Origin of the sequence: Bacillus sp. Bvel1 (genome assembly GCF_014872755.1) — a bacterium.
In the GTDB taxonomy this organism is placed as follows: domain Bacteria; phylum Bacillota; class Bacilli; order Bacillales; family Bacillaceae; genus Bacillus; species Bacillus velezensis.
The window spans coordinates 132,695-154,210 of sequence record NZ_JAAOBZ010000004.1 but is presented as its reverse complement, the minus strand read 5'-3'; the positions used below and the strand labels follow the sequence as shown (position 1 = coordinate 154,210).

The following is a 21,516-nucleotide window of genomic DNA, read 5'->3' as shown; positions in this document are numbered from 1 at the left end:
GGCTGCTTTTCTTCATTACTTCTTCAGATCTTCAATTGAATTGACGTTTTTCATGTACTGAGGAACGACCAAACCCATCTTGACGCCTGTCAGACTCGTTCCTACATCTTCATATTTGCCTTTATATTTAGACGCATATGCCTTATGGGTATTCGGAAGCCAAGCAGACAATGACGCATCCGCGCTGCCTGTCGCAATCGCAGTCCACATCGGTCCTGCCTCCACTTGCGTCAGCTTCACGTCATAGCCGAGGTCTTGAAATACTTTTCCGATTACATTCGTACTTGCGATTTCACTGTCCCATGCCACATAAGCCAGGTTGATTTTATCCCCTTTGACTTTATGGGCGCCTTTTGTCCATTGAGCCACTTGGTCTTTATGTTTTTTCACATAATCAGCTGCGGCTTTGGCCGGCTTTTCGCCTTCCTCAACGGCAATCATGACTTCTCCCATATCGTCCTGCGTCCATTTGAACTGGCTGAGAACTTTGGCCGCGTTAGGCTGTTCCTTACTGAAGCCGGTTCTTGTAATCGTATGAATCTGCTCGGCAGTTCCGTACGTTTTTTTCGGATCATCAAGGAACTTCAGCTTGTATCTGGAGAACATCCAGTGCGGCGTCCAGCCCGTTACGATGATCGGCTTTTTCCGGTCATATGACTTCTTCAATGTCGCCGTCATGGCGGCACTTGACGCCGTGATGACATTCCAGTCTTTCAATCCGTAATCCTTCACGGCCTCATCCGTCAGGGCCATGATCCCCGATCCCGGATCGATACCGATAATGGTTTTGTTCACCTGGTCCGCAGCCGTTGCCTTACCATCAGGCTGCGAACCGCAGGCAGCCAAAGAAAGAGCCAGCGCAGCGGTAACGCCGACACCGATGATTTTCTTAAGCATCAGGCATTCCCCCTGCTCTTCTTCTTCACTTTAATGTTTTGCGTGATACGGTCGAGTGTAATCGCTACGATAACGATCGCGATACCCGCTTCCACTCCGACACCGGTTTTCAACTGTGTCACGGCGCTGTATACTTCAGAACCGAGGCCCGGCGCACCGACCATGGCCGCGATAACGACCATTGACAAAGCAAGCATGATGCTTTGGTTAATACCGGCAAGAATTGTTTTTGTGGCAAGCGGAAGCTGCACCTTGAACAGACGCTGAGACGTCGTTGAACCGAATGCTTCCGTCGCTTCAATCAGATCAGCCGGAACCTGTTTAATACCGAGAACCGTCATGCGGATCGTCGGAGGCATCGCGAAAATAACAGATGCCACAACGCCTGGCACAACCCCGATATTAAAGAAGAAAATTGCAGGCAGCAGGTATACGAAAGCCGGCATGGTCTGCATTAAATCCAGAATCGGTGTGACAATGCGGCGGACTGTTTCTTTCTGAGACGCCCATATGCCGATCGGAACCCCGATAATAATGGAAATCAAAACAGATGTGACGACAAGCGCCAACGTTTGCAGCATCGGCGACCAATAACCCAAATAATCAATAACAAGGAATCCGATTAACGTAAAGAGTGCAATTCCTCTCGTACTGATCCACCAAGCGAGAGCTGCAAAAATAACAGTCAATAAAATAGACGGGATGAAACCCAAACCGCTCACAATCGCGTTTACGAAAGCGGCCAAACCGTTTGAGATTCCGTCAAAGAAACCTCCGAACGTCATGGTAAGCCAGTCAACAAACCGGTCAACGATATCTGCTAACGGAATTCTAGGCAATCTGTCCATTTACTTCACCCCCTGAACAGAAGAATCCTGAGCTTGTTCAGCAGAATCTTCAACATTTATATAATCGTTATTTCCTGAAAGCGCGCCGATTAATGCGCCTTTTACGACAATGCCTTTCATGCGGTCCTTATCGTCCGTGACGGCGATCGGAATATTCGCATCAGACACGACATCGAAAATTTCCGTCAAGTATGTGCTTTCATGCACAGTCGTAAATTCAGTATTTAAAATATCCTGAAGCGATAAGTCGGATTCCACCGCTTTTTTCGCATCCGCCGCGTGAATGACGCCGAGAAGCTGTTTCTGTTTATCAACGGCGTAAATAGAAGAAATACCGAGATTCTTCATGAGCTGCAGCGCTACACGAGGCCCTTTGTCAATCCGCACGGTTTCAGCGCGCTTCATGATGTGGCCCGCTGTCAGAACTTTGGATAAGTCAACGTCCTCAACGAATTTCTCAACGTATTCATTGGACGGGCTCATCAGAATTTCTTCAGGCGTCCCGATCTGAACGATGTTACCGTCTTTCATCAGCACGATTCTGTCGCCGATGCGCAATGCTTCATCAAGATCATGCGTGATGAAGATGATCGTCTTGCCGACAGAGTCATGAAGGTCTAAAAGCTCATCCTGCATGTCTTTGCGGATCAGCGGATCAAGCGCACTGAAAGCTTCATCCATCAGAAGAATGTCAGGATCATTCGTCAATGCGCGGGCAAGTCCGACACGCTGCTGCATTCCTCCGCTGAGCTGATCTGGGAATTGGTGTTCAAAGCCTTCAAGACCGACAAGTTTAAGCGAATCAAGCGCTTTTTGCTCACGCTCTTTTTTGTCGACGCCTTGGAGTTCCAACCCGTATTCCGTATTTTCAAGAATCGTTCTGTGCGGAAACAGCGCAAATTTTTGAAAGACCATGCTGATTTTTTTCCGGCGCACTTCCCGGAGCTGGTCTTTTGACATATTTGTTATCATGTCACCATCAATATAAATATTCCCGGCAGTCGGTTCAATAAGCCGGTTTAACAGCCGAACTAAAGTTGATTTACCGCTCCCCGATAGACCCATGATGACAAATATCTCCCCATCATATACATCAAAGTTTGCTTGATTGACACCAACGGTTGATCCGGTCGCTTTCAGGATCTCTTTTTTGTTTTTTCCGCTGGACAGCATCTGAATGGCTTTTTTTGTCTGTTTTCCGAAAACCTTAGATACATTTTCGACTTTTATCTTAATTGGTTTCTCATCCAAATTCATATTTTCCCTCCATAATAAGCAATCTTTAATACCGTAACACGTTTGTAATAAGTCAAACAAACATCATAATCCCGTTTATTTTGTATCATTACTTTAAAAACATCCCTGTGTCTTATTTTCCTCTGGTATGCTTCTAAATACTCTCTAATCCTCCTTATTGAGGATAAATTATAAAGGAAATCGGGCTTTTATCAGGCTTGAGAACGTTTCCATCGAATGTGTTGCAAACTGATTTCCTATCCTTTTTTTACAAATACAAGAATTTTTTTGCGACATTGTCCCGGAAAAAGAAGTTTTCGCCTCCTGAAAATAAGGAATTTTAAGGAAAAATATAGGTCTGCCAACAGACAGCTCACTAAAAAAAGCACCCCAAAAGGGTGCTCATTGCGCAAGCTCTGTCTGTTTCGTTTCTTTTCCGAGAATAATAATGGTGATGACAGCAATCAGGATGGCCGCACAAAAGACGGCGAAAATAGCTGTAAACGAAACGTTCCGTGCTGCAAGCGATCCGACGAGAAGCGGACCGAAAATGCCGCCGATTCTGCCGACGGCCGCGGTTGTTCCGGAACCGGTCGCGCGGATCGCCGCAGGGTACTGCTCCGGTGTATAGGCGTAAAGCACGCCCCATGCGCCGAGATTGAAAAAGGACAGCAGCATGCCGGCCGTGAGCAGCATGGCCAATGAATCCGCGGCACCGAAGAAATAAGCGCTGCCCGCCGTTCCGAGCAAATAGATGACTAAGATGGTCTTCCGCCCCGCTTTTTCGATCAGCCACGCCGCTGAGAAATATCCGGGAAGCTGGGCAAGCGTCATCAGAAGGACATATTCGAAGCTCTCAATCATGCTGTAGCCTTTCATCAGCATCACGCTCGGCAGCCATAAAAACATGCCGTAATAAGAAAAGACGACACAGAACCAAACGACAGACAGCAGCACCGTCGGCCGGATATACGGTTTCGTCCAGACACTTCCCGCCTGCCCGCGTATGCTTTTTTTCTGCGTCAATGCCTGATGCGCCGGTGATTCCGGAAGGCTTTTCCGCAAGTACAGCGCATAAAACGCGGCCAGCGCCGTTAAGAGCAGTGCGGCCTGCCAGCCGAATGACGGTATGACAAAGTAGGAAATCACCGCCGCAAGAAGCCAGCCCGCTGCCCAAAAGCTCTCAAGCAGCACGATGATCCGTCCCCGCTTTTCGGGAGCGGACGCTTCTGACACGAGCGTCGAGGCGACAGGCAGTTCCCCGCCAAGCCCCATTCCGATCAGAAAACGCAATATGAGAAAAACCGTCAATCCCGTTGCAAAAGCGGATATGCCGCTTCCGACAGAAAAGAATAACAGCGTGATCATAAACACTTTTTTCCGGCCGATCCTGTCGGCCAGCATTCCGAATACAAAGGCGCCCGCTGCCATACCGATGGAATTGACGCTTCCGATCCATTTCATTTGATCGGGTGTTAAATTCCAATCAGTGTGAAGCGCGGCGATAATAAACGATAAAATTCCGACATCCATCGCATCAAACAGCCAGCCCATTCCGGCAATCGCCAGAAGTTTTCGCGGAGTGACGGCAGGTTGTTTGTTCATAAGCAGCACCTCAAATCGAAAATGATTACCGTATAAGTTTACACCTGTCTTTACACGTTGTCATTACCTTTTTCACAAAAAAATCCCGCTTGCCGTAAGCAAGCGGGGTGTGTGTTAATTCTTTAAGACTGCGTTTTTAATATTATCCTGAAGCTGTTGAATCCGTTTCGCTCCGTCTTCTCTGATACGTCTGTTCTCTTCCTCGATCTGTTTCGTTTCCTGCATACCGCTGACAATCGTATTCCAAGACGTTTCAATCGTCTCAATGTCAATGCTCGGACGGCCTGCCATACGGGCAATCTCCACGCTTTGGTTTGAAATATTTTCAGCGTTGCGCTTCAGCATTTCATTCGTGCGGCGGTCCAGCTCGCTCATTGAATCAGCCACAAGCTTTTGCCGTTTGACTGTGACAGCCTGAATGATGCCGTTTTTGAAAATCGGAATCGTAATGACGAAAGCGGAATTGATTTTTCCGATGAGCTTCGTATTTCCGCGCTGAAGGAGGCGGATCTGCGGCGCTGTCTGCAGCGCCACCATCCGCGCCATATCTAAATCATAGACACGTTCCTCAAGCGCCTGAAGCCCGTCACGCAGCGTATCAAGCTGCATTTGCGCAAGCTGGTTTCCGCCGGCCGCTTTTTCTTCATAAGAAGGAATGAGCGCCTGCATTTCCTCAAGCTTCATCTGCCCGGCGACAACATATTTTTCAAGCTCCATGTAGTAGTTAATGTTGTTTTCATACATCTCTTCAAGCGTATGGTTCGTCTTTGCCATTTCATCTTTGTATTTCGAAATTTCGACGTGGATTTTTTCAATTTCTCCGCCCAGGGTGCGGTACTTTTGAAAAATCTTTTCAATCATGCTGTTGCCGCGTTTGAACATTTTAGCGAGAAATCCTTTTGGTTCATCGAAATCATTTTTGTCGAAACGGTCCATGATTTTTCCGAGCTGCGTCAGCATTGTGCCTGAATCCGTGACACTTGTTGTTTTCATCATATTTAAGATGCGGTCGGAGAACTTCGAGATTTCAACTGCCGGTTCTTTTCCGTACTCAAGCAGCTCCATTTGGTTTTTCACGTCAATCTGCTGCGAAATGCGCTGCACCTCAGGGTCTTGGCGCAGCTGCACCCTGATGTCATCTGCTTTTTGTTCAGAAATCTCTTCATTTTTATCAAGAACAAGCGGATTTTGATTTTCTGTCATATTTATTTACTCTCCCTGCTTTTGCGTAATGGTTCTAAACAGCTTTCTTACGAGTGACGGCTCCTTATATTCCTGCCGAAACACCATGTCCTCCAGCCAATGGACATCAAATTGGCTTTCTTCAATATAATGCTCAATGTCCTGATGGCCCGGCGGATTATACAAGATGATATCGACGCCGAATTTATTTAAAAACAAAAGAGCGGCGGCATCAGAACGTGTGAGTTCGCCATTTTGTTCCGTATGATATAAAACGAGTTTCGGAACGGTTTGGGCGTAATCAAACGTCTGAATCAATTGCAGCAGCGAAGCGGGCAGATTCGTCGCCTGGCGGAACAAATAGATTGCGGCATCCCTTGACTGCTCCCCGGGCAAAGCCTTCAGCCCTGGGTTTCTGCACATGTCAGAAATCACATTGGCGATGGCGCTCTGCACACCTGAAGGCAGATGCTTGTACTGCCAGATGTTGCTTCTTTTCAGCCTGTCCGCGTCAACCTCTCCTTTTTCATTTAAAACCTGACTGTAGTGATACTGGTAGTTGGCTTTCAGCTCTTCCGTAAACGGAAAACTGCGGATCATGTGTGTCTCCTGATAGTCCGCGGCGGTATGGAGTCTGTTCCAATATTCTTTCGTATCTTTGGAAACCCCCATCACTTTAGCAAAAAGGTTCGGAACGGCCACCCGCTCCCTGTCCGCTTTAAATTGCGGCCGGATAAACGCCCGCTCCTTCGCAATGAGAAATAACTCATCATACGTCGTTTTTAAGGTCACGGACTGCGGGGTGTGCTCCCTGAACTGCCAAGGCTTATACATCATGGATTCCTCATGGTTCAGCACATGCTCAATTTCTTTCGTTGACCGGTAGGCCGTCGTGGACGTTCTGTCCGGCTTTTCTTTCGGAAAAGGCTCAAGACCGCCTGTTGCGGGGAGCTTTATCACAAAGCTGAGCTCCTCATCCGGATCAATCAAGCTGAACGGATCTTCCGCAGCCGGATGAAACAATAGGACATCACAGCCGATCAGCATGAGATAATAGAGAAAATAGAGCTGGCTTTTGGTCGCGTCTCCATACCACACCACCTTCGGCATCTCACGCTCTATATCGGCTTGTTCGAGCCATGGATTCAGGTGGTTCAGCGAAAACTTTGACACATCCAAGAGCACACGCCGGAAATCGGGATGATTCAGCCCGTTTTCATGCCGGTCCGCAAAGGTTTCCAAAAGCGTCATAAACGCGGTCCTCAGCCGGCGGTGCATAAGCGGATCAGCGTGTTTGGCAAGCAGCCTGCCCCCATCGAGAAACGCGACAAACCTGGAAACCGAAAGCCCTTTCTCTTTTTGATTGACCGAATGAATGTGCTGCAGCGCCTGAAAAGTTTCCGGCGCGATGGTCTTATCCAGCGTCTCGCTCAACACATGGATGTTTTCATGAGAAGACAGCTCGAAAAGCTTACTGTAATACTCCGTCTCATCATAAGGAGTGCCCAAAATCCGGACGGCAAGCCGGGTAAACGCCAGCCCGTTTTCCCGCTCGTAACCGGGACGTTCCGGCAGCGGCCGCATCAGAAACGTTTCCCAGTCATCATTTTCCGGCTCGGCCTTTCGGATCACCAATTCTTCCTGCTTCATCATTTTCCTCCTTTCTCTTCATGATAATCGGTACAAAAAAGGAAGGAAATGAACTCTCCCTCCTTTTTTGTTTTATTCTTCTTTAGATGCAGCCGTCTGCTCCTGAACCTGCTTTTGTTTGTTGAAATAGTGGATAATAAACGTGACCACAAATGCAGCGATGATGATTCCGAAGAACACCACGTGCGGCATTTCATAATCAAAGGCGCTCGCCGCCATTTTCACGGCGATAATCCCGATCAGCACAAAAGCCGTGTTTTCAAGCTCAGGGATTTTATCAATTAACACAAGGAATACTTTTGCGACTGTACGCATCATGAGAATGCCGAGCATACCGCCGATCAAGAGCACCCACACTTTTTCCGATACCGCAAACGCGGCTAAAATGCTGTCAACAGAGAAGGCCAGATCCATTAACTCAACTGAAACGACAGTGGCCCAGAAAATTCCGAACGTACGGACCATCCATGAATTTTTCTTCATGCCTTCCGTATCGTCATCACCTTCTCCGATCCAGAAATGCTTAATGACGAGCCAAGCCAGGTACAGCGCGCCAAGCACTTTGATCCACCAGAACTTAATGAGAAGCATCCCGATTCCGATAAAGATAAAGCGGAAAATATATGCCCCGAACAATCCGTATGTTAATGCTTTCTTCCGCTGTTTTTCAGGCAGATGCCTTACCATAACCGCAAGCACTAACGCATTGTCGGCCGACAGCAGCCCTTCCAGCAGAACCAAGGAACCGATCAGCCCCCATGATACAGGGTCAGTCAGCACCTCACCCCACATTTTCCAATCAAAAAAGGAAGCGTAGGTCGACATAATATGATGTAGAAAATCCAAGTTTTTTCCTCCTATTTAGTAAAACGGTAATTTCCTGCTTACACCTGCAAGCCGTAATTCCGGCAAAGTGATGCCAGACCGCCGGAAAACCCGCTGCCGATGGCGTTAAACTTCCATTCAGCCCCATGGCGGTAAAGCTCACAAACGACAACCGCCGTTTCAATTGAGAAGTCTTCCCCTAAATCGAAACGAAGCAGTTCATTCTGGCTGTTTTCATCGACGACGCGCACGAACGCGTTCGAAACTTGTCCGAAATTTTGGCCGCGCGCTTCCGCATCATGAATCGTGACGGTGATGCCGATCTTTTCAATATTTGCGGGTATTTTTGAGAAATCGACGATAATTTGTTCATCGTCTCCCTCTCCCTCGCCCGTCCGGTTGTCTCCCGTATGGATGACGCCGCCGCTCGGGTGTTCCAGGTTATTGTAGAAAACAAAATCAAGATCATTAACACAGTTGTCATGGGCATCGACAAGAAAAGCCGACGCGTCAAGGTCAAAGTCATGCCCTCCGGAGTACTTGTTCGTATCCCAGCCTAAGCCGATCACCGCTTTTGTAAGACCGGGGTTCGTTTTTGTCAGATCAACACGCTGTCCTTTCGCCAATTGAATAGCCATGTGCCGTCTCTCCCTTCTGTGCTTGATATGGTTTTAGCCGATTTGCAGGCCGTAATCTGTCGCAATACGGGCCAGTCCGCCTTGATAGCCTGAGCCGATCGCGGAAAATTTCCATTCGCCGTTATGTCTGTAAAGCTCCCCTGCGATAATGGCTGTTTCAATTGAGAAATCTTCAGCCAGATCGTAGCGGATCAGCTCTTCATTTGTCTCTTCATTGACAATGCGAACGAACGCGTTGGAAACTTGTCCGAAGTTTTGGCCGCGCGCTTCCGCTTCATGAATCGTGATGACGAATGAAATTTTGTCAATAGCGGCAGGCACCGCGCTCAGGTTGACCCTTACACTTTCGTCATCGCCCTCGCCCTGGCCTGTGAGGTTGTCGCCTGAATGTGCGACAGAGCCGTTTCCGCCTTCAAGCTGATTATAGAAAATAAAATCATCGGGCGACGCGCATCTTCCTGCTTCATTTAATAGAAAGACGCTGGAATCTAAATCAAAATCATGTCCGCCGTCGTATTTGTTTGTATCCCAGCCAAGGCCGACAACGACTTTAGAAAGACCCGGATTTGTTTTAGTCAAATCTACTTTTTGTCCTTTTGCCAATGAAATTGCCATGTGTGCACTCTCCTTTTTATCGTTTAGGCGTATCGGTTAACGATATCGCCGATTTTTGTATCGTTTGTGCCTTCTCCCACCGCGGCGAATTTCCACTCGCCGTCCTCGCGGTAGATTTCAGCCGCGATCAGGCTCGTTCTGCCTGAATAGTTATCTCTTAAATTGTAAGTCACCAGTTCTTCGCGATTAGCCTGATCAACGACGCGGATGAACGCGTTTTGAATCATGCCGAAGTCCTGTTTTCGTCTGACGCAGTCGTAAATATTGACGACAAACACAAGTTTATTAATCTGAGCGGGCACTTTCGCCAAATCGATGAGAATTTGTTCATCATCGCCGTCGCCTTCACCCGTCAGGTTGTCACCCGTATGTACGACACCGCCGCACCGGCTTTTCAGATTGCCGAAATAGATGACGTTTTTGCTGTCTGTCATTTTATCATTTTCAAGCATCAGTACGGAAGCGTCACAGTCGATATTGGCACCGCCTCCGCCGAACAGCTTTCCGAAAAAGCCGCCGGATGATACAGGGTCCCAGCCGAGTCCGACCAGCAGTTTTGACAGGCCGGCTTTTCCTTTTGTTAAATCAATCCGCTGTCCTTTTTGTAAAGAGATCGCCATATGATTCACTCCTATTCTGTAAGGGTGCCGCTAAGCACGCCGCAAGTGCGCATTTTTACTAAATTCCGGGACAAGAATCCCGGTGTTTATTAAGATATACGTCTTTTATTATATCAAAGTTTCATAAAACATAAGAATTTTTGGCGAAAAACGGCGAAAAATTACTTCCTATATTCTCCTTCGTTCCGGAGAGAATAGAGAAAACAAAGAAATTGACGGGGACTGAACATTTTTCCTATCCTTGTATCAATACATGTCAGGAAAGGGGCAGACGAGTGATTGATTTAAGCATACTTGATCAGGCGCCCGTATCCAAAGGAAACGGGCCGCACGAGACGCTCCGCCGTTCAGCGGAGCTCGCCCGCCTCAGCGAAGGATGGGGCTATAAGCGGTACTGGTTTGCCGAGCATCACGGCACAAGAGGGCTCGCAAGCGTTTCGCCGGAAATTATGATCGCTCATACCGCCGCAGCCACAACGTCCATCCGTGTCGGATCAGGCGGCGTGCTGCTGCCGCAGTACAGCCCCTATAAAGTCGCGGAAACTTTCCGTCAGCTTGAGGCGCTGCATCCGAACCGGATTGACCTTGGGGTCGGACGCTCACCGGGCGGCACGACGAAAATCCGGCTCGCCCTCACAGACGGGGTAAAGAAAAGTATGACCGAGTTCAACAGGCAGCTTCAGGATTTATCATCCTTTCTGACAGATTCGGTTCCCTCGGACCATGCTTATGCCGGAATAAAAACAGCGCCTTTGATTGAAACAGCCCCGCAGCTTTGGGTGCTGGGCCTCGGGGAAAACAGCGCCAGACGCGCCGCTCTTCAAGGTGCGGGCTATGTCTTCGGCCATTTCATTAATCCGGAACGCGGGGTAAAAGCCTTTCAGATCTATCGGGACCATTTCCGGGCCTCCTCCCATTTTTCCGCTCCGGCCTCACTCTGTGCCATTTTCGTCATATGCGCAGCTACGGATGAGAAAGCGGAAGAACTCGCCTTAAGCCAGGATTTATGGCTTCTTCGTATCGGAAAAGGCGCCGACAGCCGCGTGCCGAGTGTGGAAGAAGCGAAGGCTTATCCGTATTCGCCGGAGGACCGTAAACAGATTGCAGAAAATAGGAAGCGGATGGTGATCGGCTCTGCTGCCGCAGTGAAACGCCGTCTGCTTGAACTTTCCGAACGTTATCAGACAAAAGAGATGATGGTGCTGTGCAACGTCTTTGATTTCGAAGCAAAAAAAGAGTCATATGAGCGTCTTGCTGATATATTTCTGTAAAAAAAGCCGTCAAACGGCGCAGCAGATGAGACTGCTGCACCGCTTAACGGCGGTTTTTTCGTTCTTTTCCTTTTTTAAACGCATTCCAAATCCCCTGCAGCATAAAGCCGAGCAGAAGCAGAATGATTAACAGTAAAGTGATTGACGGCCCCGGAGGCGTTCCGAGCTGGTACGAAGACGTCAGCCCCATGAACACACTGAAAAGAGAAATAATAATGGCCGCCGCAAACACCCATTTAAACCCTTTGGCGATACGGATTGCAAAAGCCGCGGGCAGTACGAGGAGCGCGGAAACAAGCAGCACGCCGATAATCGGAATAATGACCGAAATCGCCAGCCCCGTCACGATGCTGAATGACATTGACAGGAGGTTTGTGTTAATACCTGATGTCTTCGCCGTCGCCTCGTCAAAGGTAAGCAGATAGAGCGGTCTGTTTAATATAATGAAATAAAGCAGAATCAGCAGGGTAATGCCTCCGATAATATAGACCTGCTGCTGGCTGACCGTGACAAGCGATCCAAATAAATATTGATCGATGCTCATCGACGCGCCGCCTTTTGACAGGCTGATCAGAAACATCGCAAACGACAGCCCGGCCGCCATTAAGATTGCGATGGATACCTCTGAATATGTACGGTATGCCCGTCGCATATATTCGATGCCGATCGCTCCGATTGTGACGACAACGATGCTCGCCGCCGTAATATTGGTACTGAGAAAAAAACCGATGGCCACGCCCGACAATGAAATATGAGACAGCGTATCCGCCATCAGCGCCTGTCTTCTCAGCACGAGATATACGCCTAATATCGGCGCCATAATTCCGATCATGCTTCCCGCTAGAAAAGCTCGTCGCATGAATTCCAAGTCAAACATTTCCATCCGCCTTTTTCCCCCCTCTCAAGCCGTATGACTTTATCCAAATACTGCTGTACTTCGTTTTGTTCGTGTGTCACCATGACGACAGTGCGGTTGTGATTTTTCACCTGATGGTGCATAAATTCGTAGAAACCCTGTCTGCTTTCATAGTCAACCGCGGTTGTCGGTTCATCAAGCATCAGCAGATCCGGATTGCTTGCAAGCATTCTCGCAATGCAGATTTTCTGCTTCTGTCCGCCGGATAAATCGCCGATTTTCCGGTGGCGGAAATCCCACATTTCCACCATCTTCAGCGCGTTTTCCACCTCGTGGTGATCCGTTTCGTTCAATCGTTTAAACCATTTTCCTTTCGTATAACGGCCTGATTGCACAAGCTCCAGAACTGTGCTTGGGAATCCTGCGTTAAATGAAGAAATCTGCTGCGGAACATAGCCGATTGTCAGGCGTTTTCCGGCAGCGTTTTTTTTACTGATCTCGGCCGTTCCTTCCCAAGGTCTGAGCATGCCGAGCATGACTTTCATCAGCGTCGATTTTGACGCGCCGTTCGGTCCTGTAATGCCGACGAATTCGCCGCTTTTGATTTCCAGCGACACGCCGTCAAGCACGGGTGTATGCGAATAACCAAAAACGATATCCTGTAATGTAACGAGATTCATGCTGACCTTCCTTTCCCGCATAGAAATAGTGTGCACCCCGCGGCGCACACTATGTTATTTAACCAATAGCGAATCTTTCAGTGCATCAAGGTTTTTCTCCATAATGTCGATATAACCGATGCCTTTATCCCGTTCTTTTTGGCTTAAACCTTCCAGTGTATTGAGCACTTCCGTTTTCGCGCCGATTTCACCGGCAAGTGTATCTGCAACTTTAGGCGATGCAACTTCTTCAAAATAGATGATCTTCACATCATGCTTTTTGGCAAACGTTTTGAGATCCGCCAGTTTGGCCGCACTCGGCTCTTCTTCAGGAGAAAGGCCTGCAATCGCGACTTGTTTTAAGCCGTATTCTTTGGCGAGATAGCTGAATGCCGCGTGCTGTGTGATCAATTCTTTTTTCGACGCTTTATTTAATGTTGTACGGTATAGTTTATCAAGATCCTGCAGTTTTGCAATATATTCTTTACTATTTTTCTCATAGTATGCTTTATTCTTCGGGTCCTGTTTTACGATCTGCGCCGTAATGGTTTTGACCTCTTTTTGCGCAAGAACCGGGCTGAGCCACACGTGAGGGTCCATGCTGCGGCTGTGGTCATGACCGCCGTGTCCATGTTCCTCTTCCTCTTCATCCGAACCTTCGAGCAAGTCAATTCCTTTCGACGCCTTTACAAACTCCGCATGATCAGAGCTCATGCTTTTTTCCGCTGAAGGAACCCATGTCTCCATATATTCGCTGTTGTATACGAAAAGATCGGCGTTTTGAATGCCGGCGATATCCTTCGGCGTCGGCTCCCAATCATGGGGTTCGACCGATGACGGGATGAGAATGTCTACATCGCCTTTGTCTTTGACAATTTGTTTCGTGAATTCGTACATAGGATAAAAGGTCGTCACGACGTGCAGTTTGCCGCTTTTCGAAGAACCTGACGAACCTTTTGAAGATGAATTGCCGCAGCCCGCCGCGATTAAAAAGCATGCCGCAATGACAATGATTCCGCTCCATTTTTTAAACAAGCCGTTTCCCCCTGTTCTGTAAATCAGAATGATGACGATTTCCAAAGCGTACTTTCTCGTTCATTTGTTACCTATACCATAATAAAACGAAGTAATTACGTTTTGCAAGTAATTTTTTTCTAAATTGATAACCGATTTACCTAAAAAGCCCCCGCCATGTATGGACGGGGGGCGTCGTATCACACACATATCAGGCAAGCAGATAAACTCTTGTTTCGTAAGGGCGGAACGTGATGCGGGATTCCGCGCCGCCGTTATTTTCATAGTTGCTGAGAAGCAGCTCGGCCCTTTCAGATTCGGAGCCGTCCGGCCAATAAAAGGCGGCTTCTTCTTTCGATACGTTGCTGATGGATATGATTTTTTGTCCGTTTGCCTGTCTTTCATACACAAACAGCTGCGGGTCATCGGGAAACAGCAGCGTGTAGCTGCCTTTTATGATATCAGCATACTGTTTTCGCAGGCGGATCAGTTTTTTGTAAAAGTTCAATATAGAATTGGGATCATCCTGAGCCTCGGCCGCATTGACGGTTTTGTAATTGGGATTGACCTTCAGCCACGGTTCGCCCTCCGTAAATCCGGCATTCTTGCTGCCGTCCCACTGCATCGGTGTACGGGCATGATCGCGGCTTTTCGCCATAATGGACGCCATGACTTCTTCCCTGTTGCGGCCCATTTCAAATACCCTTTTGTGATACATATTGACGGTCTGAATATCTTGATAGTCCTCTATTCTGTCAAACGGGGCGTTTGTCATGCCGAGTTCTTCTCCCTGATAAATGTACGGCGTGCCTTTCATGAAATAAAGCAGGGCGGCAAGCATTTTGGCAGATGCCTTTCGGTATTTGCCTTCGTCTCCGAAGCGGGATACGATCCGGGGCTGGTCATGATTGCACCAATACAGCGTATTCCAGCCTTGATGTTCCAGTTTTTCCTGCCAGTCTGTGAGCACTTTCTTCAAATCGGACAGCTCAAGCGGTTTTACATCCCAATGCTCTTGGCCCGGCTTTTGATCAAGCTCCATATGCTGAAAATGAAAAATCATATTCAGTTCATGCTCATCGGTTCCCGTGTAAACCAGCCCCTCCTCAGGCGTCACTGATCCGGCCTCGCCGACCGACATCACGTCATATTTGGAAAATACCTCTTTCGTCATTTCTTTTAAGTAATCATGTATCCGTGCTCCGTTTGGCCGGAAAGGCTTCGGATCTGCCCGGCGGGCGATGTAATCTTCATATGGCGGCAAGTATTCTTTTTTTGACAGAAGATGAAGCTGGTCTATTCGCAATCCGTCCACGCCTTTATCGAGCCAAAATCTCATCATCTCGTATACTGATTGCCGAACCTCGGGATTTTCCCAATTCAGATCGGCTTGTTTAACGGCGTTCATATGCAGGTAATATTCGCCCGTATGTTCTTCGTACTGCCAGACGGATTGTCCGTAATCCGACACCCAATCGGTCGGCGGGCCCTCCGCGGTGCCCGGCCGCCAAATATAATAATCGCGGTATTTGCTGTCCGGATTCATTTCCGCCTCTTTGAACCAAGGATGCTCCGTGGAGGTATGATTTAAAACGAAGTCCATCACAAGCTTTAATCCGCGGCTGCGGCATTCTGTAAGCAGATCGTGAAAGTCCTCCATCGTTCCGTATGATTCCATAATCGCTTGATGATCCGTCACATCGTAGCCGTTATCGACGTTTGGCGACGGGTAAATCGGGCAGATCCATATCACATCGGCGCCAAGCTCTTTTATATAATCGAGACGCGCGATAATCCCCCGCAGGTCGCCTATGCCGTCGCTGTTCGTATCTTGGAAGCTTCGCGGATAGATTTGATAGACAACGGCGTCTTTCCACCAGTCATTCGCCATCTTGCGGCCCTCCTGTTTTTTAGAGAACCATTTCCTGTATGCCCCTTCTCTAAACAAAAAAGAGAAGGTTTCCCCTCCTCTTTTATCTTTCCAGCTGGGACGGATAAAGCGTCATGCCTCCGTCTACGAAAAGTGTCGTTCCGGTTACGTAACTCGCTTCTTCCGACACCATCCATGCGGCGGCCGCGGCGACTTCTTCCGGTTTTCCGAAGGCGTTCATCGGAATTTTTTTCAGCTGGGCCTGTTTATGTGTTTCATCTTCCAGATCCTTATTGGACTCCGTGGCGATCGTGCCGGGAGCGATGGCATTCACCCGGATGCCTTTGTCTGCGTAATTGAGCGCCATCGTTTCCGTCATCATTTTGATCCCGCCTTTGGATGCCGAGTACTGCACGTTTTCAGGACGCGGTATTTGCTGATGAACGCTCGATATGTTTAAGACCGTTCCTTTTTTGCCGTGCTCGAGCATATGTTTCAGTGCCGCTTTCGCCCCCAAAAAGGTGCCGGTCACGTTGACGTCGATGACCCTTTGCCAATCCTCCAGGCTCATTTCATGGGGCATCGCTTCCGCTCCGTTAAAGCCGGAATTGTTGACCATCACGTCCACGCCCCCGAAATGCTCCTGCGCGGCATTAAACAGCGCCTGAATCCCTTCTTCTGAGGATACATCGGCTTTTACGGTGACGGCTCTGCCTCCCGCTTTCTCAATGATATCCGCCGCTTCTTCCGCTCCGGCGGAATCACCGAGGTAGTTCACAACCACATTCATCCGCTCCTTGCCGAAGCGTTCGGCAATGGCTTTTCCGATTCCTTTCGAAGAACCTGTTACAATCGCTGTTTTCCCCTGTAAATCCTGATACATTGTCTCATTTCCTCCCTGATGTTAATACAGAGCATGTACCCGGTTTTAATCGGCTGAAAACAAAAGGAATCATAAAAAGAACGATGAAACCGAAGCTCCCTCGTTCTTTTTTTTATTATGCGTAGTTGTTCATTTGCAGCCTTTTTTGCACGCCGACAAGCCTGCTGAAAAAATAAGATGCCGCTTTGTAGTTCTCCCGTTTATGAAAGAAATGAGCCGCGTCCTGAAGCAGTTCCTCTGTGTCAGCCAACAGCTCTTTTGATTCCAGGATGTCAAAATACTCTTTGAGCGAATCCTGTCCGCCTTCCCCCTGATAAAGCTCTTTAATCAGACGGAATTTTGTCATATAGATCTCATCTTCCCACTCCGCCGCACTTCTCATGCCCCGCGCGCAGCTGGCGGCGGCTTCACTGTATTTTTCCGTTTTAAAGTAGATATGCGTGAGTGAAAAAACAGCCTGGATGACCTGCCGGAAGCTGTGTGCTTCAAATCCGGCAGCCGCCCGTTCAAAATCCTCCGCCGCCTTGCAAAAGTCACCCAGACTGTACATACAGTGCCCGATATTATAATAGGCCGCAGCAATCATATATTGATCATCAAGCCGCTCCGCGTGCTCCAAGGCGCATTCGAGGTATTCCAGCGCTTTTTTATGCTGCTGGGCGTCCATCAGATTTCCGGCAATGATAAATTTGCACTGCACCCTTCTCATTCCGTATAATTCATATTTCTTGTAAATATCAAGCGCCTGTCCCGCATAATTCATCGAAAAGAAAGTCTGCTTGATATGATAGTACACCTCAGAAATTTTATACAGAAACTCGGCTTTCTCTATGTCATCTTCCACATATTCAAGCTTTTCCTCAGCCCGCTTATAATGAGAAATCGCTGAGATGAAGTTTTTCTGCTTAAATTCATACATTCCTCTGAAATAGTAAAAATAATATTCCAGTAAGCCGGTCAGCTTTTGCTGGTTCATCTCAATCTCAGTGAGCATTTCAGAGAACGGAGGCTGGCAGTCGCCGTCTTTCATGGGTTTTAATTTATCCAGCATGATGCGGTGCCTAAATTCCATCAATGAAAAATACAACAATAAATCCTGATTTTCTTCCATATCTTCGAGTTCATATTGAATCTCCCGCTTCAGCGCTTCAGCTTTATCGGCTTCAAACGCGCGGATCAGCTTATACCATTCATTCATCTTTACGGCCACTTCTTCAGATGGAATCTTGGATTTCATAGATTTGCCTCCTTCCTCCGGCTACTAATTATGTTATATTTTATCATAGCAAATTTATGGCAGTGAGCAAACAAAGATTTTAATCAATTAAAGAAAGAGAGAATTCACCATGAAACTACCAGTCAGAATTTCGCTGCTTCTGATCCTCTTCTTTTCTGCAGACCTATGTTTTTCCTATGTGCAGAAAGAATTGAGGCCGCAGACGGCATTACAAGATAGAGCCATTCCAAGCGCTCTTCATCCGCTCGTGAAACAGAATGCGGAGCTATTGCGGACGGCCGCTCTGAAAAAAGGCATCACCGTCGTTATCACAGAGGGTTTCAGATCAATTGAGGAACAAAACGAATTGTACCGTCAAGGACGTTCAAAAAAAGGAAATATCGTCACCTACGCAAAAGGCGGGGAATCTTACCACAATTACGGCCTTGCGATCGACTTCGCCCTGCAAAAAAAGGATGGAAGCCTGATGTGGGATATGACGCACGACGGAAACCGAAACGGCACGCCCGATTGGCTTGAGGTCGTATCGATTGCCAAAACGCTCGGTTTTGATTGGGGAGGCGATTGGAGAGGCTTTAAAGATTATCCTCATTTACAAATGATCCCTGGCTAATAAAACCTTTTCTTTTTTCGCTTCTGCGCATCAATGTACGGAGGATAGACAGGCCTGTACACAAGCTTATATCCTTCATTGCCGGACGGCATAAAATCGCGCTGCCACTCCAGCCGCAGATGGAAATCGGATAAAAAAGCGGCCTTTGCTTCTTCGGGAGTAACGGCCGGCACCGGATTGATCTTCTCCAGCTGCTCCGGGTCAATGTCAGGCGCCATATAAGCTTCCACAAGCCCCGTTACGGGACTGACAAGTATTCTCGCAGCGCCGAACCGCAGCGGAATATCCTGATGCCATACGGAAAAATGGAAGCGGAACCTGCCCCTTCCGTCCGTTTTCAGCGGGTTCATTTTAAAAAACTCGTCCGCTCTCGGATAAAGCTTGTATAAAAATTGAAGCGCGACGGCCTCACACTCTTCCGCAGAATAAAAGGCCGGGCCCTGATGCTCAATAAAAGATTTAAAGGCTGTCATTTTCCCTGTCTTTTTGTCCGTTTTCATCTTCATTGTATTTTTGTTGCTGGTTTCAAAATAGCTTTCGATACTCAAATCTTTCCGTTCCGGAACCGACCCTTTCCGCCATGTCGTTCCGATCTCATCCCCGAGATCGCGCCGGCGCGTCTGAACCATATCCGAGGTAAACCCCATCAATTCATCCAGGCTGATTTCCCGTTTATGTTCAAACGCGGGAAGCGGTTTTGCCGGCTCATTCCTGTCTTCGCAAAGCTGCTGATCCGGCACGATATCATCTTCACCGGCCGGATAGCTGTAAGCCGGCAGAATCGGTTCATAGACGAGACGCGGTATTTTCTCAAAATTGACCACATCATAGACGAGACTGAATGTCAGCACACTCATATAATGCGAGACGACTTTTTCCCGATCGACGAATGTTTCCGGGACGGGCGCTTCACCCTTATCCCCGTAATAGATAAACTGCACGACGAAGCCGCTCCTGGTTACATCAACGAAAAAACCTGAATCGGGAAGCGGCCGGCCGAGCACTTTTTTTGTATAGATAAATCGGATGCACCCATTGCGTTCTTCCCTCGCCTGAAAGATGAAATTCATAAAAGTAAGCGGGCGGTGTCTCGCCGCAAACCGAAGAGCCGTCAGCTTTAATTCGGCGTCTGACAGCTGCATGTCTGAACCCGGACAGTCGTTGCGTGAATAGGTAAGCAAAGATCCGTCGTCGCCCAGCTCAATCGTTACCGTTTTATCCGGATGGTTACGATCTTTCCATATATAATAGGCTCTCGTTTTTTGTTTTTCATCATAATCTTCTATTTCAAGCTCATAGTGCGGCGGTATGTTCCCGATCTCCAGCGCTTTTTTTCTCAGATGTTCTTTCAGCAATGGGGTCATCCTTTCAGAAGAGTGTATAAAAAAGAACTGTTTTTAATTATATAAAAACGTCCTTATCCTTTTAAAGGGAAGAAAGTGCCTTTTATGTGTCTATTTTTAGCAAAGAGGGAAAAGAGCCGTATTCAGAGCGGCTGTTTTTCATACAATAGTCACACTTCCCGCAAAAGACCCGGGACGAACGCCCATGACCTTCAGCCTATTAAACTCGTGATCACTTCTCCCGTATGGGCCTCAATAAACCGCGGGAAAACCGGCTTGTATACGAGCCTGTACACTTTTCCGCAGCTGCCGTCATCGTAACAACGATCCCAAGCGAGCTCGGCTTTGATGGCCCGGCGGATCGCGTCCTTCGCCTCTTCCATTGTCAATGAAGGAACGGGATCGATTTCCTCCAGCTCTTTCGGATCAATTTCCGGCGGCATATATACAGTGACAAGACCCGTCTTTTTGCTGACACAGATTCTCCCCTCTCCGAATCGCAAATCAACGCCGCCCGAACAAGCCTTATATGTAAGTCCCACGTTTTCTCCTTCATCATCCGGCTCATCATATTGAACCCGGAAATACTGATCCGCTTCCGGAAACATGGCGAACAAAAAGCGGATGGCCATGTGATGGCATTCTTCCTCGGAAAACTCCGGTTCGCCTTCACTATGTATAAATGACATCACCCCGGTGAGCCGGCCCGATTCTTTATCATACCTTGTTTTCAATACATGTTCATTCCGCTCTTTGAACAGACTTTCAAAACTTTTATCTTCCCGTACGGATTTTGTTTTTTCAGGGCGCCAGGCAATACCGATACTGCCCTCTCCAAGATCGCTTTCCCTCTCTTTATAAAAACCGTCGTGCAGCCCGATCATGTCATTGATGCTCATCTTTTCCGCTTCAGGGGCAGGACGTGAAATCGGGACATACGGCAGCATGTCGTCTTCCAGCTCTTCATATTCGTCTATTTCTGCATTCTCTTCCTTCAGGTCAGCCGATATCGGCCGCGTCGGAGACACGATTTCATAGACGAGATGAGGCTTGTCATCCCCCTGCACATAGACGGACTGATGCAGTACGGTGAACAACAGCTCCGCTTCAACATGTTTGATAAAGTGAGCCAATGCTTCCCGCTTGTCCGCAATTGTTCCGGGTCTTAAGAGATTATCAGCCTTCCCATGGTAAGAAAAGCCGGTTACTTCCCCTGTCAAAGACAGGTCGGCGTAAAACCCGGTCAGCGGAAGCGGCAGACCGTCAGCCATCTGAACATAGGAATATCTCACATCACCATCATTTGCGGAGCTTTTTTTCTCCAATTCGAACTCAGCCAATGCCCCCGGACGATGGGTTTCTACAAACGCCCGCATCCGTTCTTCTATGTCCGATTCCGAAAGAGCCGGCAGATCAGTCCGGAAAGCCGGACGGGATAAGGATTTCAGTTTTCCGTCCCGGTCCAATTCGACCATGATGCCGGCTTCCGGATCATTCTTATCTTCCCACCAAAACAAAACCTCATCTTCTTGGTATTCTTCCACATTACTCTCGTAGCGGGCAGGTACGTTACCGATCCGGAGAGCCAGCTGTTTCAATTCTTCTTTTTTCATCATAACACTTCCTTTTCTTCCAAAAAGATTGATGATTACCA

Annotated in this window: 20 protein-coding genes; 2 read left to right on the top strand and 18 right to left on the bottom strand. The window is 48.1% G+C overall.

Features of this window, described 5'->3' with window-relative positions; all coding sequences use genetic code 11:
• Positions 1–15: 15 nt before the first annotated feature.
• The 10 genes from HAP68_RS01425 to HAP68_RS01380 form a co-directional block, all read right to left on the bottom strand.
• On the bottom strand, positions 16–897 hold the full coding sequence (locus tag HAP68_RS01425; RefSeq protein ID WP_024084863.1) for a glycine betaine ABC transporter substrate-binding protein: 882 nt from the start codon (positions 895–897) through the stop codon (positions 16–18).
• Positions 897–1,745 carry a glycine/proline betaine ABC transporter permease subunit OpuAB gene (opuAB, locus tag HAP68_RS01420; protein WP_003156639.1) on the bottom strand — a complete coding sequence of 283 codons (849 nt, stop codon included), beginning with the start codon at positions 1,743–1,745 and terminating at the stop codon, positions 897–899. Before opuAB ends, HAP68_RS01425 begins: the two co-directional genes overlap by 1 nt.
• The gene (gene opuAA / locus HAP68_RS01415; protein WP_003156640.1) at positions 1,746–3,002 is read right to left on the bottom strand and encodes a glycine/proline betaine ABC transporter ATP-binding protein OpuAA; all 1,257 of its coding nucleotides are present in this window, start codon (positions 3,000–3,002) and stop codon (positions 1,746–1,748) included.
• 381 nt (positions 3,003–3,383) lie between these two features.
• A complete protein-coding gene (locus HAP68_RS01410; protein ID WP_003156641.1) occupies positions 3,384–4,586 on the bottom strand; it encodes an MFS transporter in 1,203 nt (400 codons plus the stop codon).
• Between the two features lie 114 nt (positions 4,587–4,700).
• Positions 4,701–5,789, bottom strand: coding sequence for a toxic anion resistance protein (locus tag HAP68_RS01405; protein WP_007609246.1), 1,089 nt, complete (start codon positions 5,787–5,789; stop codon positions 4,701–4,703).
• A 6-nt stretch (positions 5,790–5,795) separates the two neighbouring features.
• Entirely contained in the window at positions 5,796–7,418 is a 1,623-nt protein-coding gene (locus HAP68_RS01400) for a YceG family protein (RefSeq protein WP_014304294.1), read from the bottom strand.
• 72 nt (positions 7,419–7,490) lie between these two features.
• Positions 7,491–8,264 carry a TerC family protein gene (locus HAP68_RS01395; RefSeq protein WP_003156644.1) on the bottom strand — a complete coding sequence of 258 codons (774 nt, stop codon included), beginning with the start codon at positions 8,262–8,264 and terminating at the stop codon, positions 7,491–7,493.
• Between the two features lie 38 nt (positions 8,265–8,302).
• The gene (locus tag HAP68_RS01390; RefSeq protein WP_003156645.1) at positions 8,303–8,881 is read right to left on the bottom strand and encodes a TerD family protein; all 579 of its coding nucleotides are present in this window, start codon (positions 8,879–8,881) and stop codon (positions 8,303–8,305) included.
• Between the two features lie 33 nt (positions 8,882–8,914).
• On the bottom strand, positions 8,915–9,496 hold the full coding sequence (locus HAP68_RS01385; RefSeq protein WP_003156648.1) for a TerD family protein: 582 nt from the start codon (positions 9,494–9,496) through the stop codon (positions 8,915–8,917).
• 23 nt (positions 9,497–9,519) lie between these two features.
• Complete coding sequence (locus HAP68_RS01380) at positions 9,520–10,116, bottom strand: TerD family protein (RefSeq protein ID WP_003156649.1); 597 nt, start codon at positions 10,114–10,116, stop codon at positions 9,520–9,522.
• A gap of 275 nt (positions 10,117–10,391) precedes the next feature.
• On the opposite strand from HAP68_RS01380, the gene HAP68_RS01375 reads away from it, so the two are divergent.
• Complete coding sequence (locus tag HAP68_RS01375; RefSeq protein ID WP_015388735.1) at positions 10,392–11,387, top strand: LLM class flavin-dependent oxidoreductase; 996 nt, start codon at positions 10,392–10,394, stop codon at positions 11,385–11,387.
• Between the two features lie 43 nt (positions 11,388–11,430).
• Here the strand turns inward: HAP68_RS01375 and HAP68_RS01370 are convergent, their stop codons facing one another.
• From HAP68_RS01370 to HAP68_RS01345, 6 genes are all read right to left on the bottom strand, one after another.
• Entirely contained in the window at positions 11,431–12,270 is an 840-nt protein-coding gene (locus HAP68_RS01370; RefSeq protein ID WP_003156653.1) for a metal ABC transporter permease, read from the bottom strand.
• Positions 12,228–12,923: a metal ABC transporter ATP-binding protein gene (locus tag HAP68_RS01365; protein ID WP_003156655.1), complete on the bottom strand. Its 696-nt coding sequence runs from the start codon at positions 12,921–12,923 to the stop codon at positions 12,228–12,230. Before HAP68_RS01365 ends, HAP68_RS01370 begins: the two co-directional genes overlap by 43 nt.
• A gap of 54 nt (positions 12,924–12,977) precedes the next feature.
• Positions 12,978–13,937, bottom strand: a complete 960-nt coding sequence (locus HAP68_RS01360) for a metal ABC transporter substrate-binding protein (protein ID WP_024084862.1) — start codon at positions 13,935–13,937, stop codon at positions 12,978–12,980.
• A gap of 190 nt (positions 13,938–14,127) precedes the next feature.
• A complete protein-coding gene (locus HAP68_RS01355; RefSeq protein WP_024084861.1) occupies positions 14,128–15,807 on the bottom strand; it encodes a glycoside hydrolase family 13 protein in 1,680 nt (559 codons plus the stop codon).
• 82 nt (positions 15,808–15,889) lie between these two features.
• On the bottom strand, positions 15,890–16,669 hold the full coding sequence (locus HAP68_RS01350) for a glucose 1-dehydrogenase (RefSeq protein ID WP_015388737.1): 780 nt from the start codon (positions 16,667–16,669) through the stop codon (positions 15,890–15,892).
• Positions 16,670–16,784: 115 nt separating this feature from the next.
• The gene (locus HAP68_RS01345) at positions 16,785–17,906 is read right to left on the bottom strand and encodes a response regulator aspartate phosphatase (protein ID WP_003156660.1); all 1,122 of its coding nucleotides are present in this window, start codon (positions 17,904–17,906) and stop codon (positions 16,785–16,787) included.
• Between the two features lie 109 nt (positions 17,907–18,015).
• Between HAP68_RS01345 and HAP68_RS01340 the strand changes: the two genes are divergently transcribed.
• Positions 18,016–18,519, top strand: a complete 504-nt coding sequence (locus HAP68_RS01340) for a M15 family metallopeptidase (RefSeq protein ID WP_015388738.1) — start codon at positions 18,016–18,018, stop codon at positions 18,517–18,519.
• Here the strand turns inward: HAP68_RS01340 and HAP68_RS01335 are convergent.
• Complete coding sequence (locus HAP68_RS01335; RefSeq protein ID WP_024084860.1) at positions 18,516–19,874, bottom strand: YcdB/YcdC domain-containing protein; 1,359 nt, start codon at positions 19,872–19,874, stop codon at positions 18,516–18,518. The two genes, HAP68_RS01340 and HAP68_RS01335, sit on opposite strands and share 4 nt — an antisense overlap.
• A gap of 200 nt (positions 19,875–20,074) precedes the next feature.
• Positions 20,075–21,475: a YcdB/YcdC domain-containing protein gene (locus HAP68_RS01330; RefSeq protein WP_024084859.1), complete on the bottom strand. Its 1,401-nt coding sequence runs from the start codon at positions 21,473–21,475 to the stop codon at positions 20,075–20,077.
• Positions 21,476–21,516: the final 41 nt, after the last annotated feature.